13 protein-coding genes are annotated in these 12,835 nt (G+C 60.8%); 4 read left to right on the top strand and 9 right to left on the bottom strand.

Features of this window, described 5'->3' with window-relative positions; translation table 11 throughout:
* The first annotated feature begins 60 nt into the window (after positions 1-60).
* Positions 61-618: a rhodanese-like domain-containing protein gene (locus tag WJU23_RS04620; protein WP_346331363.1), complete on the top strand. Its 558-nt coding sequence runs from the start codon at positions 61-63 to the stop codon at positions 616-618.
* Positions 615-1,514 (top strand): hypothetical protein, encoded by a 900-nt coding sequence (locus tag WJU23_RS04615; protein WP_346331362.1) that lies wholly within the window; start codon positions 615-617, stop codon positions 1,512-1,514. Before WJU23_RS04620 ends, WJU23_RS04615 begins: the two co-directional genes overlap by 4 nt.
* Here the strand turns inward: WJU23_RS04615 and WJU23_RS04610 are convergent.
* The 3 genes from WJU23_RS04610 to rimO all read right to left on the bottom strand — a co-directional run bounded on the left by WJU23_RS04610 (position 1,498) and on the right by rimO (position 6,324).
* Positions 1,498-3,516: an FAD-dependent oxidoreductase gene (locus tag WJU23_RS04610; RefSeq protein WP_346331361.1), complete on the bottom strand. Its 2,019-nt coding sequence runs from the start codon at positions 3,514-3,516 to the stop codon at positions 1,498-1,500. The genes WJU23_RS04615 and WJU23_RS04610 overlap by 17 nt on opposite strands.
* 121 nt (positions 3,517-3,637) lie before the next feature.
* Positions 3,638-4,807 carry a class I SAM-dependent rRNA methyltransferase gene (locus WJU23_RS04605; RefSeq protein ID WP_346331360.1) on the bottom strand — a complete coding sequence of 390 codons (1,170 nt, stop codon included), beginning with the start codon at positions 4,805-4,807 and terminating at the stop codon, positions 3,638-3,640.
* A gap of 164 nt (positions 4,808-4,971) precedes the next feature.
* Positions 4,972-6,324: a 30S ribosomal protein S12 methylthiotransferase RimO gene (gene rimO, locus WJU23_RS04600; protein WP_346331359.1), complete on the bottom strand. Its 1,353-nt coding sequence runs from the start codon at positions 6,322-6,324 to the stop codon at positions 4,972-4,974.
* Between the two features lie 143 nt (positions 6,325-6,467).
* Here rimO and WJU23_RS04595 point away from each other — a divergent pair, with 143 nt between their 5' ends.
* Together WJU23_RS04595 and WJU23_RS04590 are read left to right on the top strand one after the other, a co-directional pair.
* Positions 6,468-7,370 (top strand): hypothetical protein, encoded by a 903-nt coding sequence (locus tag WJU23_RS04595; RefSeq protein WP_346331358.1) that lies wholly within the window; start codon positions 6,468-6,470, stop codon positions 7,368-7,370.
* A gap of 69 nt (positions 7,371-7,439) precedes the next feature.
* The gene (locus WJU23_RS04590; RefSeq protein WP_346331357.1) at positions 7,440-7,958 is read left to right on the top strand and encodes a hypothetical protein; all 519 of its coding nucleotides are present in this window, start codon (positions 7,440-7,442) and stop codon (positions 7,956-7,958) included.
* Positions 7,959-7,976: 18 nt separating this feature from the next.
* Here WJU23_RS04590 and WJU23_RS04585 read toward each other — a convergent pair whose 3' ends face one another.
* The 6 genes from WJU23_RS04585 to rpsK form a co-directional block, all read right to left on the bottom strand.
* Positions 7,977-9,458 (bottom strand): sulfatase, encoded by a 1,482-nt coding sequence (locus WJU23_RS04585; protein WP_346331356.1) that lies wholly within the window; start codon positions 9,456-9,458, stop codon positions 7,977-7,979.
* A gap of 81 nt (positions 9,459-9,539) precedes the next feature.
* Complete coding sequence (locus WJU23_RS04580) at positions 9,540-9,809, bottom strand: hypothetical protein (protein ID WP_346331355.1); 270 nt, start codon at positions 9,807-9,809, stop codon at positions 9,540-9,542.
* A gap of 77 nt (positions 9,810-9,886) precedes the next feature.
* The gene (locus tag WJU23_RS04575) at positions 9,887-11,050 is read right to left on the bottom strand and encodes a galactitol-1-phosphate 5-dehydrogenase (RefSeq protein ID WP_346331354.1); all 1,164 of its coding nucleotides are present in this window, start codon (positions 11,048-11,050) and stop codon (positions 9,887-9,889) included.
* 134 nt (positions 11,051-11,184) lie between these two features.
* Positions 11,185-11,496 carry a DUF971 domain-containing protein gene (locus tag WJU23_RS04570; RefSeq protein WP_346331353.1) on the bottom strand — a complete coding sequence of 104 codons (312 nt, stop codon included), beginning with the start codon at positions 11,494-11,496 and terminating at the stop codon, positions 11,185-11,187.
* A 105-nt stretch (positions 11,497-11,601) separates the two neighbouring features.
* On the bottom strand, positions 11,602-12,213 hold the full coding sequence (rpsD, locus tag WJU23_RS04565) for a 30S ribosomal protein S4 (RefSeq protein WP_346331352.1): 612 nt from the start codon (positions 12,211-12,213) through the stop codon (positions 11,602-11,604).
* A gap of 27 nt (positions 12,214-12,240) precedes the next feature.
* A complete protein-coding gene (gene rpsK, locus WJU23_RS04560; protein WP_346331351.1) occupies positions 12,241-12,831 on the bottom strand; it encodes a 30S ribosomal protein S11 in 591 nt (196 codons plus the stop codon).
* Positions 12,832-12,835 lie beyond the last annotated feature (4 nt).

Raw genomic sequence — 12,835 nt, 5'->3', positions numbered from 1 at the left:
CGCTTGCCCACATGAAGTTTGCAGTTTCGTCACTTCCTACGTGCGTTATTCATTATACCCATGACCGCCCTGCCTCCGCTTTCTCCAGAAACCACCCTCTCCCAGGTCCTGCAATCCTACCCGGGAGCCCAGCGCGCCCTCTTCGCCCGCTACCACATCGGCGGCTGCAGCAGTTGTGCCTTCAGCCCGTCTGAAACCCTCGCCCAGCTCTGCCAGCGCAATGAGAACCTGGATGTTCAGGAAGTCATCGCCCACATCCAGGACAGCCACCAGGGCGATGCCACCCTGCAAATCTCCCCCGCCGACTTCGTAGAACTCCGCAAAATCACCCCGGATCTGGCCATCCTGGACGTACGCACCCGCGAGGAACACGAGGCCGTCACCCTCCCCGGGGCCCGGCTGATGACGCAGGAACTCGTGCAGGAAGCCTTTTCTGCCTGGGATAAAAACGCGCCGCTGATCCTCTACGACCACACCGGCTCCCGCTCCCTGGATGCCGTCGCCTACTTCATCGGCCACGGTTTTACCAACGCCCGCTGCCTGGCCGGCGGCATTGATGCTTACAGCCAGCAGGTGGACCCTTCCCTGCCCCGCTACAAAGTTGAGATCGAAGCATGACCCTCAGTTCTCCCAGCACCCGCTGGTCCCGGGCGGACTGGCAGGCCCGGCACGAGGCCCATCTCGGCCGCGTCGCCACCCTGGCGGATGCGTTTGTCACCAGGCGCTGCCACCAGAAGAAACATCCCGTCCACGATTTCCTCTTCACCTATTACACCTTCTCCCCGGCCAAGCTGAAGCAGTGGATGCCGCCGCTCGGTGTCGAGATTGAAGTCACCGATGAAGATTTGATCAACCTGCCCTGGCTGGCATCGGACCGCATGATTCATCAGGACGGCTGCGTGCGGCTGGATGAAACCCGGCTCAGCCCCCACCTGCGCGACCTCGCCCGCTGGGTGGCCACCCTCTGTGAGAATGTGCTGGACCGCGCACCGCGCTTCCGCTGTTTCGGCCTGCATGAATGGGCCATGGTGTACCGTCAGTCGCGCGAGCAGATCCGCCATCAGGGTTATGAACTGCGCCTGTCCCCCGAGGTGATGGCCACGTTTATCGAGAGCCAGAGCATCGGCTGCTCCCACTACGATGCCTTTCGTTTCTTCACCCCCGAAGCCAAACCGATGAACGTCCTCCAGCCCGTGCTGGAAACGCGGCTGGACATGGAACAGGGGGCCTGCCTGCACGCCAACATGGATCTTTATAAATGGGCCACCAAGCTCTGGCCCTGGGTGGGCTCGGACCTCGTCGGCCAGGTCTTTGCCCTCGCCTGCGAAGGCCGTGATCTGGACATGCGCGCCAGCCCTTACGACCTGCGCCACCTGGGTTATGAACCTGTCTGCATCGAGACACCTGAAGGCCGCGAACGCTACGAGCAAGAGCAGCGCCTCCTGGCCGAAAAAGCCGTGCCGCTGCGGAAGGAGCTCAGGCAGGCCGCGCTGCGCCTCACCGAACGCCCTTAAGCAGATCAAAGACGGTCACCATGCCTAACAGCTTTTGCTCATTATCTACCACCACCGCCTTGCTCACACCGGTGCGCATCAGTGTCTGAACCAGCTCCGGCACGGGCATGTCAGCCCGCACGCAGAAGGGCGTGGTCAGCGGCAGGTTCTTCAACGCATCCTGGTTGCTGAGGCCCCGGTTCTTCAGCCAGTCATAGGCGATGGAGCGCCTCAACAATCCAATGACCCGGCCATCTTCCGTCACGGGATAGGTGCTGTGCGGATGTGCCTGAAACTCCGCCACCGCATCCTGCACCGTCTGCTCCGCCAGCAGGGAGGTGACCTTGCGCGTCATTACCTCACCGGCGGTGGACATCCGCGTCGCCTCCGGCATCGCGGCCACGGTTTGCTGGATCTCCTCCGGCAGATGATACTGCTGGGCGGTGGAGCGGAACAGGCTGTCCAGGGAGCCGATACTTTTGACTAGCGTTTTAAAAGTCCCTCCATCAATGGCCACGAGGGAACTGGGCTCCTTGGCCGTGGCATCGAAGCGCCAGATGCCGTCGCCTAACAAAGCACGTTCGCCGAAATGTTCCCCTGCCACCGCTGACTTCACCAGCTGACCGCTGGCATCTGTGATCTCCACGCAGCCCTTTTTCACCGCATAGAGCGACTGCGCAGGCTCGCCGGATCGGAACAGCGAATCGCCCTTTTCCAGATGCATCTCTCCCAATGGCGAGGAGAAGCTGGGCGTGAGCAAGTTGATGTCGCGGGGGAAGAACATCTCAAAGGTCCACTCGGTCATGACGCGCAGCTTGCGATCCAGCCCCGGGAGCTTCATGAGATAAATGCTGCGCCACATGAACCAGGCCAGCAGGCCGGAAAAACGCAGGCCCATGACCATGGCCACGGCCTTGCGATGGCCAATGGTAGCCAGCTCGCCCAGGCCGGTAAATTTAAACGGCTTCAAAGGCCGGTCATGGAGGCTGGCCACCATGTTATCCCCGATCAAAGACCCCTGCCGCATGGCAAACTGGGCCGTTTCCGGGCATAGGCCACCATCCGACTTGGGGAAGGCTGCGCAATCCCCCGCCGCCCACACTTTTTCCACGCCCTTCACCTGGCCCGTGGCCTCCACGACCACCTTCCCCCGCTCCAGCGGCACCACGCCTGCAGCCCCGAGTGCCTGAAGGATGGGATGCGGCGCATTGCCGACGGTGCAGACCACGAGGTTGGAGGTCAGCGTGCTGCCATCATTGAGCTGCACCGTCCGCGCCGTGACCGCCCGCACGCGTTTGTTAAAGACCAGGTTCACCCCCATCTTTTCCAGGCAGCGGCGGGTGTAGTCCCCCAGGCCAGGGCCGAGCATACTGAGCAATCGCTCGCCGCTATGGACCAGGGTCACGCTCGGTTCATCCGCGCGGATATTATCATAATATCGTAAAACACCAGCGATCAGATCCTGGATCTGCCCCGCCGTCTCCACCCCCGAATACCCGCCGCCTACGACCACAAACGACAGCATCTCCTTCCGCTGGGCATGCTTGGTGATGAGGTTGGCCTCCTCCATGCGGCTGATGATGGCCGCGCGCAGCTTCATGGCATCCCCCACGGTGCGCATGAGGTAGGCATGCTCGGACATACCGGGGATGCGGCTCAGGTCCACCCCGGCCCCGGGAGCCAGCATCAGGTGGTCAAAGGTCACCGTCACTGTCGGGCTGAACTTGCCTCCATTCAGGGTCAGCACACGGCTTTCCAGGTCAATACTTGTGACCTCCCCTTTCAGCACATCCGCCGCCTCGCAGATCATGCGGATGGGATTCACCACATGCTGCGGGGAGAGCGAGCCGCCCACCACCTCCGGCAGCATCGGCTGGAAGACCATGTGGTTTTCACTGGCGATGATGCCCACCCGCAGAGACTGCCCCCGCACCCGTTTGAGCACCTGCTGCGCACAATACACCCCCGCAAACCCGCCCCCAATGATGGCAATGTCAAAATGTCGTGAGGGAGCTTCGTGCATGGTCAGGCCGTGGTTGCGGACCCTTCCCACGCACGCAGCGGGCCAGAATAGAAATAAAGTTTATTCTGAAGGCCTTGCCCGCTCCTCTTTCCTTGAGCCTAACCAACAAGACGACGCTCCATTACCAAGCGGCAATCACTTCGTAGGCATAGCCAACGAGGTACTCCGTCTCCGGAATGGTGGCCAGGATGGGGTGGTCTGGTCGCTGGGTATAAACGGCGATGCGGCGGAGGGTTTTCCGGGCATCCACTGCGGCGTCCCGGATGCTGGCGTGAAACTCGCCGCTGCTGACGTGGTGGCTGCAACTGAAAGTGGCCAGAATACCGCCGGGCTGGAGCATCTTCAGCGAGCGCAAATGGATCTCTTTGTATCCGCGCATGGCGTCCTGGACCTTGGCTTTGGTCTTGGTGAAGGAGGGCGGATCCAGAATGATGAGGTCGTAGGTGGCAGCGGCGGTTTCCTGGGCTTTGAGGAAATCGAAACAGTTGGCGGCGATGAAGTTGACCTTGGCTCCTGAGATTTCGGCGTTCTTTTTGGCTTGCTCGGTGGCGCTTTCGCTGATGTCCACGGCGGTCACCTCAACGGCTCCGGCTAAAGCGCAGGCCTGGGCGAATCCGCCCTGGTTGCTGAAGCAATCCAGCACGCGGCGGCCTTTGGCCAGTTTGGCGGCGTGCTGGTAGTTATCGAGCTGGTCCAGATAGAGGCCGGTTTTCTGGCCTTCGATGAGATCCGCATGAAACGCGCTGCCTTCATGCCGGACGATGAAGGGTGCGGGGGCTTCACCAAAGACGGCTCCTTTGATTTGCTCAAGCCCTTCGGCCTTGCGCACGCCGCCTTCATTGCGCTGGACGATGCCTTTAGGAGAGAAAATCTGGACGAGGGCCTGGATGATGAGGTCCTGCCGCTGCGCCATGGCGAGGGTCAGCGTCTGTAGGACGAGGTAATCGCCGTAACGGTCCACGATGACGCCAGGGAGGCCGTCTGACTCGCTCCAGACGACGCGGCAGAGGGCCGTGTCCACGCCCGCATCCGTGCGGACTTTCAGCGCACGTTCGATGCGGCGGGTGAAGAAGTCGAGGTCCAGGTCCTGGCGGCGGTACGAGAAAAGCCGGGCGCTGATCTGCGACTGCGGATTGTAAATGGCGCTGCCCATCGGCTTGCCACGCGCATCCTGGAGCTGGACGACATCCCCCGGCTTGGGCTCGCCGAAGCGGCCTTTGATCTCGGTGGCATAGACCCAGACATGACCGTGGAAAATGCGTGCGCGAGGCTGGATGGAGAGTGTGGGCATGGTGTGGCGGGGAAAGAGGAAGCGAACCGGGTCTATGCAACGGGATGGAGCTGAGGGCAAGTAGCTCAGTTGGGCTCCAACTGAGGTTTGTGCCGAGACAACCCCCAGATGTGCAAGGGGGCAAAGCACGTCCGGGGCCGCCGTTGCCGGCGCAACAGCACTACTCAGGCCACCAGATCATACCCGCGCCAGTCTTTAATGGTGACGTCGGCGAAGCTGCCGATGGGGAGGGACTTGTCCACGAAGACGGTGGTGTCGATATCGGGAGCGTCCATCTCGCTGCGGGCAACGCCGGGTTCTTCGATGAGGACTCGGAGGGTTTTGCCGACCTGCTCGCGGTTGACGTGCTCGACGCTGCGCTGGATGGCGCGCATGGCTTCGTTCCAGCGGGCTTTACGAGTCATGTGATGGATCTGGCCTTCCATTTTGGCGGCGCGGGTGTCCTCTTCACGGGAGTAATTAAAGACGCCAGCGCGCTCGAATTTTTCATCCTCAATGAACTGGACCAGCTCATTGAAATCGGCCTCGGTCTCGCCGGGGAAGCCGACGATGAAGGTGGTGCGGATGGCGATGCCGGGGATGCCGGCACGAATGCGCCGGATCAGGTTGCGGATATAGGCGCCATCGGTTTCGCGCTTCATCAGCGTCAGCATGTTGTCGCTGATGTGCTGCAGAGGCATGTCAATGTAACGGGCCACTTTGGGGCTTTCAGCGATGGCGGAAATGAGGTCGTCGCTCCAGTGCGCGGGATGCGTGTAAAGCAGGCGGATCCAGAAGTCGCCGGGGATGGCGTTGATCTCGCGGATGAGGGTGGAGAGGGAATCGCCTTTGGTGGAGTCCACCTCGCTGCGCGGTTTGGGCCGCTCGCCTTCCCAAAGATCCATGCCGAAGTAGGTGGTGTCCTGGGAAATGAGATTGATTTCTTTGACGCCACTTTCGATGAGCTGGCGGGCTTCTTTGACGACGCTTTCCTGGGTGCGGCTGCGATGGCGGCCGCGGATGCGCGGGATGATGCAAAAGGAGCAGGTGTGGTTGCAGCCTTCGGCAATCTTGATGTAGGCGAAGTGCTTCGGAGTGAGGCGGAAGCGCGGGGTATCGTAATCCGGGATGTACTTCGGCTGGCGGGTGACGTGGTTTTCCTGGCCATCCTCGCTGCCCATGAGGCGCTGGATGATGGGGGCGACCTGGGTGATCTGGTCCAGGCCAATGAAGGCATCTACTTCCGGCATGAGGCCGGGCAGTTCCTGCGCAAAGCGCTGGGACAGGCAGCCGGCGACGATGATCTTCTGGCGTTTGCGCTGTGGCGCTTCCTCCCGCGCATCGACAGCCTCGTGGACCGCGCCGACGCTTTCCTTTTTGGCCATGTCAATGAAGGAGCAGGTATTGATGATGAGGACATCGGCAAGATCTGCCTCCGGGGTCATGGTCATGCCTGCCTGCTGGAGGTGGCCGACCATGATTTCGGAGTCAATGAGGTTCTTGGCGCAGCCGAGGGAAACGAGACCGACTTTGATCATAGGGGCGAGGAGAATACGGGTAAAACGGCGGGATGAAAGGAGAAGATGGTGGGCGCGGCGGAAAGTGCAGGGACGAAGAGAATGAAAACAAGCCCTAGCAATCGCTGGAAATGTGCGAAGCACCCCGTATATCACTCCTAGCCATGTTTCCCGTCCGCTCCTCCACCGCCCGCGCCTGCCTCCTGGCAGCGCTGACCGTCCTGACCTTTGAGGGAGGGCGGGCGCAGACGCCAGCCCCGGAAACACCGCCCGCGCCCCCGGTGCCACCTGTCCCTGGACAGGAAGGCCAGCGCAGGCCCATCCCGGATGATCTGCTGGGCGATGAGCATGTGCGCGAGGAATTCGGCGTGAACCAGTTCACCACCCCAAGCATCCGCAAGCTTTTTGAGATGCTGGACGGGCTGGGCAAACTTTCCTACGATGCGCTGAAGCGGCCCATCTCCCGGCAGACGCCGTCTGATCGCGTACTGGTCTCCCTGGGCCTGGGGACGCTGATCGCGGATGGCTTCCTCATCGTGCAGTGTGAAAAGGTGGAGGCCATGGAGGATGTGGGCCGTGCTTTAATCAAATACGCCAAAGTACTGGGCACCGGCAGCCGGATGAACCGCCATACGCAGAGCCTGTTCGAACACAGCATTGATGGCGAGTGGGACAAGCTGCGCACGGAGCTAGCGCTGACCCAGGCGGATGTGGAGGCGGAAATGGTGCAGCTTCGGGATGTGGACATCGCGCATCTGGTGAGCCTGGGCGGTTGGCTCCGGGCTTTTGAGATCGCCACCCGCAGCGTGCATGACAATTACACGCCGGAGAAGTCGCTGCGGCTGCTGCGCAAGGACATTGCGGAATATTACCTGATGAGCCTGGAGCACCTCAGCCCGCGCCTGCAAGCCAATGCTTCCCTGAAAGCGCTGCGTGAGGGCTTCCAGGTGCTGGTGCCGCTGATGGACCTGCCCCAGGACCAGCCGATGACGCAGGAACAGGTGAAAGCCCTGAGCGACCAGGCCGCCAAGCTGGCGGGAGTGGTGACCGGTGCGATGAAAAGCTAAGCGTGCCACTGTACCGCCCGCCCCTGACCGATTTAAATTTTTTAGCTGAGCTGATCTGACCGAACTGACATGTCCCAACTTTCCCAAGAACAACTGGCCCAGGTAGAAATCTGGGCTGCTGATGGTGCCAATCTCAACCAGGTGCAAGACCGCCTGAAAACGGAGTTTGGCATCACGCTGACCTATCTGGATGCCCGCCTGCTGATGCTGGACATGGGGGTGAGGTTGAAGGAGAAACCGCGCGATGTGCCGAAAGCGGCGGAGCCGGCACCCGCCTCCCCTGCCCCGATGCCGGGCGAAGATGCGCTGCCTGCGGAGGATGAGACGTGGAACGAAAACTTTGATGATGCGACCATGGAAAAAGCACCGGGTGCAGGCATCACGATGACGGCGGACCAGATCACCCTTCCAGGGGCGTTGATCAGTGGCAAGGTGACTTTTAGCGACGGGATGAATGCCTCGTGGTTCCTGGACCAGATGGGCCGGCTGGGGCTGAACGGTGCTCCGCAGGGCTACCAGCCGCCACCAGCGGATGTACCGCAGTTTCAGCAGCAACTGGATCTGCTGCTGCAAAAGGCGGGGCTTTAAGAGCGCATCACCTGCTGACTATTTTTCAGCGCGGCCCAGAGGTCGCACTTCGGTGCCGGTGGTTTCAGTCAGCTTATCCCCCAGCTTCTGGCGGAAAGGCTCAGCCAGCGTTTGCAGGCGCTCGACCACGTCCGGATGGGCGGCGCTGACGTCGTTGCTTTCGCTCAGGTCCTCTTTCAGATTGTAAAGGGCGACGGGTTGCTGCGCCACCTTGTAACCATGACGGGTGGCGATGCCCTCGATGCCGGACTGGGTGATGGCGGCGGGTTTCATATTCTCCCAGTTAGCCGGTTTGCCGTCCCGGCCAGGAGTCTCATGCGGAGTGATGTAAGGGTGGGCAAAGTGTAGCTTCCATTCACCCGTTCGGATGGCCTGGAGCTCCGCACCGGCATACACGGCGATGGCCTCATGCGGGCTTTTGGCATCTCCTTTGCCTAACAAAAGGTCTGACACGTCCTTGCCGTCGAGAGTCTTGGTGGACGTGGCAGGCTCCGCATCCTCACCCCAGGCCATGAAGGTGGGCATGAGGTCCATGGCGGTGAAGAGTTCATCATTCACCTTTCCGGCAAGCACCTTGCCGGGCCAGCGGACGATGAAGGGCACGCGCACGCCGCCGTCATAGCTGGTGAGTTTTCCCTCGCGCAAAGGCGCGGCCACACCAGCATGGTTGCCATAGCTCAGGAAGGGACCGTTATCGGACATGAAGATGACCAGGGTGTTGTCTGCCACACCGGCCTGCTCCACAGCGGCGAGGATCATGCCCACACTCCAGTCCAGCTCCTCCACCACATCAGCATAGAGACCGTGCGGGGATTTTCCTTTGAACCGCTCCGAGGCAAAGATGGGCACATGCGGCATGATGTGCGGCACGTAGAGGAAGAAGGGCTTCTTCTCGTTGCGGCGGATGAAGCTGACGGACTTCTCCGTGATATGGCGGGTGAAGAGGCTCTGATCAGGGTCGGTTTTGCTGACCTTCTCGTTATCATAGAGCGGCAGCGGCGGCATCTCGGCGGCCAGGGAGGGATGATATTTGCTGTTATCGTTGGAATACGGGATGCCCCAAAATTCATCGAAACCGTGCTTCATGGGATGAAACATATCCGCCGTGCCCAGGTGCCATTTGCCATGAATGGCAGTGGCATAACCGCGCTGCTTGAAGAGCTCCGGCATCAAAAATTCATCCGGGTGGATGCCTTCCAGGCTGGTGTGGTTCAGTGCCCCTTGCATGCCCACGCGGTTGGGATAACAGCCGGTCATCAATGCCGCACGTGAGGCACTGCACACCGCCTGAGCCACGGTAAAGGAGGTGAAACGGACGCCCTCCGCCGCCATGCGGTCCAGGTGCGGCGTGCGGATGGTCTTGGAGCCGTAGCAGCCGATGTCTGAATACCCGAGGTCATCGGCGACGATGAGGATGACGTTGGGCTTTAGCGGAGCCGGTGCGGTCTCCTGGGCCAGAGAGAGACAGGGGATGAGGAGGGAAAGGAATAGCAGGCGCATGATGAATGAGAGAAGAAACAGTCTCCCATTTCAACGTCAAAACTGTGGGTCAATTGCGCTGAATTGAAGTTCCCGGCCACTTCACTTGATCACTAAATCCGTCACATACTCCATCGGCACCACCTTCCGTCTGCCATCTGCTTGGTGAATGATGAGGAGGCGTTCATAAACCTCCACGTGGCTATCGACAGGGATGGACTTCACGCTGTTGGCGTGTCCGTCACTAGCAAGGGACTTTTCCCAGACTTTTCCAGTAACGACGACACCGGATGCCAGGGGCTTTCCGGTGTCGTTGCAGGCGGGAAGGAGCAGCGTGGTCAGAACGGCCAGGAGCAGGATGAGCGATTTCATGGTTCTGGATGTTTACGGATGTCAGGAAACGGTTCCGCGAACGCGAAAAACAGCACGCAGGATACGTGCGCTCCAGGTCAGCCAGCAGGCGTGAGCACCACTTTCATGAGGCCCTCTTTGTTGTCGTAGAGGCGTTGGAACCAGCCGGCTCCTTCTTCCAGGGGGACCACAGCGCTGAGCAAGGGCTCCACCTGGATACTGCCGTCTTCAATGCGGCGGATGGCTTCGGGATACTCGCCTGCGCAAGAGCAGGAGCCGCGCAGGGTGATCTGGCGGGTGACGACTTCCTGAAGCGGAAACGGCGTGCTGGCCTGGAGATTTCCTACCAGGATGACCTGCCCGCCTTTGCGCACACAGCGGATGGCCAGGTCCACGGGAGCGGCGGCCCCCACCACTTCAAAGCTGGCATCGGCGCCGTCACCACCGGTGATTTCGCGCAGGTGCATGGCCAGATTTTCCTGCTTCGCATTGAAGGCATCATCGGCACCCAGGGTCTTGGAAAGCTCCAGGCGCTTGTCATCCAGATCCACGGCGATCACACGCTCCCAGCCCCGCGCCTTCAGCGCCTGGATGACCAGCAGGCCGATCAGACCTGCTCCGACGACGACGGCCACACCGCCGCGCACCTCTTCATGGTTGTGGCCGCAGGCTTCACCTTCCGCGTGATCATGACCTTCGTGATCGTGGCTGCCGCAGGAGCCACAGTCACCGTCTTCACACTCATCAGCAAAGGCTTCCCCCACCTCGATGCCATCGGCCAAATTCACCGCATGCAGGGCGATAGCCACCGGCTCGGCAAAGGCGGCTTTTTCAAAGGAAAGCGTCTCCGGGATGCGGTACAGGATGCGCTCTGGCAGGACGATTTGTTCAGCAAAACAGCCGTGGCGGCGGTAGCTGCCGGGGGAGACTCCCAGTACCTTGCGGTCCGGGCAGAGGTTCACGTATCCAGCCTGGCACTCCTCACACTCGCCGCAGTATTCCGTGGAGTCGAAGGTCACGCGCTCGCCCACCTTCCAGTCGGTCACGCCATCACCCACCTCAATGATTTCTCCTGCCGCCTCATGCCCCATGACGATGGGCATCTGGCGGCGGCCGCTGCGGCCATCCATACCGTGAATGTCACTGCCGCAGATGCCGCAGGCCTTGATTTTCACCAGCACCTCTCCGGCTCCGGGAGCAGGATCCGGGAAGCTGGTGTCGTAATTGAATTCGCAGGGGGCAGTGAGGACGAGGGCTTTCATGGTAGGTGGGTATGACCAGGAGCATGAAAAGGCCAGACCGTCCGGCAAGCACGGATTGCGGCCTTGGTACTTTCATTCGTCAGATCGCGCACTTGGGTCGCGAGACACCCTGCGATCTGAAGTCACTTCCCCCCTCACCCCTTTGCCGCCTGCTGGCAGAGGGCTTTGAGGTAGTCGTAGGAGTAGAGGCCGGTGTTGTGGCCGTCGGAAAACTCGAACTGGATGGCATAGCCGCCGATAGTGCGCCAGCCACGGACGGTCACGCCGGGATAGGTCTTTTGATCTGAACCGCCATATTTTTTCCCCAGCAGGTCACGCTCGCCGGTGGTTTCCGCGCTGGGTGACCAGGCGCGCAGCCGCTCGCAGGGAATGTAATCTTCAGACTGGTCCGACCAGCGGATGGCGAGTTCGGAACCAATGATTTCAAGATGTTCGGGAATGAGCATGTGAAGGAAGACAGGGAGGGGTTGGACGGGCGGATATTGGATGTACGAAAAAGGGACGCCGCTAGGCGTCCCTTTTGAAAAGGCTGGTTGCCCTGGCTCCGCGAATTAACGGGAGTAGAGTTCCACCACGAGCTGCTCATTGGCAATCGGGTTGATCTCGTCGCGGATCGGCACGCGGTTGTAAACGCCGGACATCTTGTCGCGATCCACCGTCACCCAATCAGGGCTTGGGTTGCCGAGGGTCATTTCCAGGAAACGGCCAACGAGCTGCTGGGAACGGGGGGACTGCTTGGCGGCGATAACGTCACCAGGCTTCACCTGATAGCTGGCGATGTTGACGATGCCGCCGTTCACCGTGATGTGGCGATGGCTAACGAGCTGCCGGGAGGCAAAGCGGGTGTTGGCAAAGCCCATGCGGAAAACCACGTTGTCGAGACGGGACTCCAGCATCTGAAGCAGGTTTTCACCGGTCACGCCTTTACGACGCTGGGCTTCTGCAAAAGTGAGGCGAAACTGCTTTTCAAGCACGCCATACTGGAAACGCAGCTTCTGCTTTTCGATCAGGGCGACTGCGAAATCAGAGTTTTTGCGGCGGGAGTTCTTAACGCCGTGCTGCCCTGGAGGGAAGTTGCGGGTTTCGAGGGACTTGGAAGGACCGAAAAGCGCGACGCCAAAACGACGGGCGATCTTTTCGCGGGGACCTGTGTAACGTGCCATACTGGTAAAATGCGGGGGAAAACGAAATTAGACGCGACGGGCTTTCGGCGGACGGCAGCCGTTGTGGGGGATCGGAGTCGCGTCTTTGATGACGGTGACTTCCACACCCATGGCCTGGATGGCACGGACAGCGGACTCACGGCCGGAGCCGGGGCCGCGAAGGCGCACTTCCACTTCACGGAGGCCGTGGCTCATGGCCTGACGGCAGGCATCCTGGGCGACGACCTGGGCCGCGTAGGCTGTGCCTTTACGGGAACCGCGGAAGCCCATTTTACCGGAGGTGGACCAACCCATCAGGTTGCCGCCACGGTCGGTGATGGAAACCATCGTGTTATTGAAGGTGGAGCGGACGTGAACGATCCCTGCGGAGACGTTCTTCGAACCTTTGGCCTTGATGATTTTCGTAGCCTCAGGGCCATCGCCACCACCGATTTCGGCCCAGATACTCTGGGAAACGGCGCGGTCACCGCTGGTAGGCAGCTTGTCTGCGCCAGGGGCAGCAGGAGCGCCTGATGCTGCTGGAGCACCAGCGGCTGCAGGTGCGGGTGCGGGAGCCGGAGTGGCTTCTGGGGTGGCTGCTTCAGGAGCGGCTGCCGGAGTTGTTGTGTCTTCTGCCATAATA

The sequence above is a fragment of the Prosthecobacter sp. SYSU 5D2 genome, assembly GCF_039655865.1.
Lineage (GTDB): Bacteria > Verrucomicrobiota > Verrucomicrobiia > Verrucomicrobiales > Verrucomicrobiaceae > Prosthecobacter.
This window is presented reverse-complemented; position numbering and strand designations above follow the sequence as displayed.

Coding starts and splice junctions, on each gene's coding strand:
- WJU23_RS04620 (WP_346331363.1), top strand. CDS start 61: ATGACCGCCCTGCCTCCGCTTTCTCCAGAAACCACCCTCTCCCAGGTC.
- WJU23_RS04615 (WP_346331362.1), top strand. CDS start 615: ATGACCCTCAGTTCTCCCAGCACCCGCTGGTCCCGGGCGGACTGGCAG.
- WJU23_RS04610 (WP_346331361.1), bottom strand. CDS start 3,516: ATGCACGAAGCTCCCTCACGACATTTTGACATTGCCATCATTGGGGGC.
- WJU23_RS04605 (WP_346331360.1), bottom strand. CDS start 4,807: ATGCCCACACTCTCCATCCAGCCTCGCGCACGCATTTTCCACGGTCAT.
- rimO (WP_346331359.1), bottom strand. CDS start 6,324: ATGATCAAAGTCGGTCTCGTTTCCCTCGGCTGCGCCAAGAACCTCATT.
- WJU23_RS04595 (WP_346331358.1), top strand. CDS start 6,468: ATGTTTCCCGTCCGCTCCTCCACCGCCCGCGCCTGCCTCCTGGCAGCG.
- WJU23_RS04590 (WP_346331357.1), top strand. CDS start 7,440: ATGTCCCAACTTTCCCAAGAACAACTGGCCCAGGTAGAAATCTGGGCT.
- WJU23_RS04585 (WP_346331356.1), bottom strand. CDS start 9,458: ATGCGCCTGCTATTCCTTTCCCTCCTCATCCCCTGTCTCTCTCTGGCC.
- WJU23_RS04580 (WP_346331355.1), bottom strand. CDS start 9,809: ATGAAATCGCTCATCCTGCTCCTGGCCGTTCTGACCACGCTGCTCCTT.
- WJU23_RS04575 (WP_346331354.1), bottom strand. CDS start 11,050: ATGAAAGCCCTCGTCCTCACTGCCCCCTGCGAATTCAATTACGACACC.
- WJU23_RS04570 (WP_346331353.1), bottom strand. CDS start 11,496: ATGCTCATTCCCGAACATCTTGAAATCATTGGTTCCGAACTCGCCATC.
- rpsD (WP_346331352.1), bottom strand. CDS start 12,213: ATGGCACGTTACACAGGTCCCCGCGAAAAGATCGCCCGTCGTTTTGGC.
- rpsK (WP_346331351.1), bottom strand. CDS start 12,831: ATGGCAGAAGACACAACAACTCCGGCAGCCGCTCCTGAAGCAGCCACC.